This window comes from Achromobacter sp. SIMBA_011, assembly GCF_046535435.1.
Lineage (GTDB): Bacteria > Pseudomonadota > Gammaproteobacteria > Burkholderiales > Burkholderiaceae_B > Achromobacter > Achromobacter dolens.
On sequence record NZ_JAWRWN010000411.1, the window covers coordinates 1 to 274 of the forward strand.

The 274-nt window shown below is 61.7% G+C and carries 1 protein-coding gene; it reads right to left on the bottom strand.

The features are described from left to right. Window positions 1-274 (bottom strand): hypothetical protein (locus tag SB816_RS31515; protein WP_410548184.1); only part of this gene is annotated, 274 nt, incomplete at both ends.

The window sequence follows — 274 nt, forward strand, 5'->3', positions numbered from 1 at the left end:
TCGTGCGACCGGCTGAGCTTCTCTTCCAGATCGATCCGAGACCATTCCAGGTTGCGCTGGACGGAGCCAAAGCCCAGTTGCAGCAGGCAAAGGTTCTGCTCGATCAGGCCGAAATCGATTTCCGGCGGGCCGAAACACTGGCTCCGAATGGGACCGTGTCGCGCAAGACCTTCGATGACGCGCAGGCAGCACGCCGTCAGCGCCAAGCCCAAGTAGAAATCGCCAAGGCTGCCGTTGCGGCCGCGGAACTTGATCTGTCGTTCACGCGCGTCAC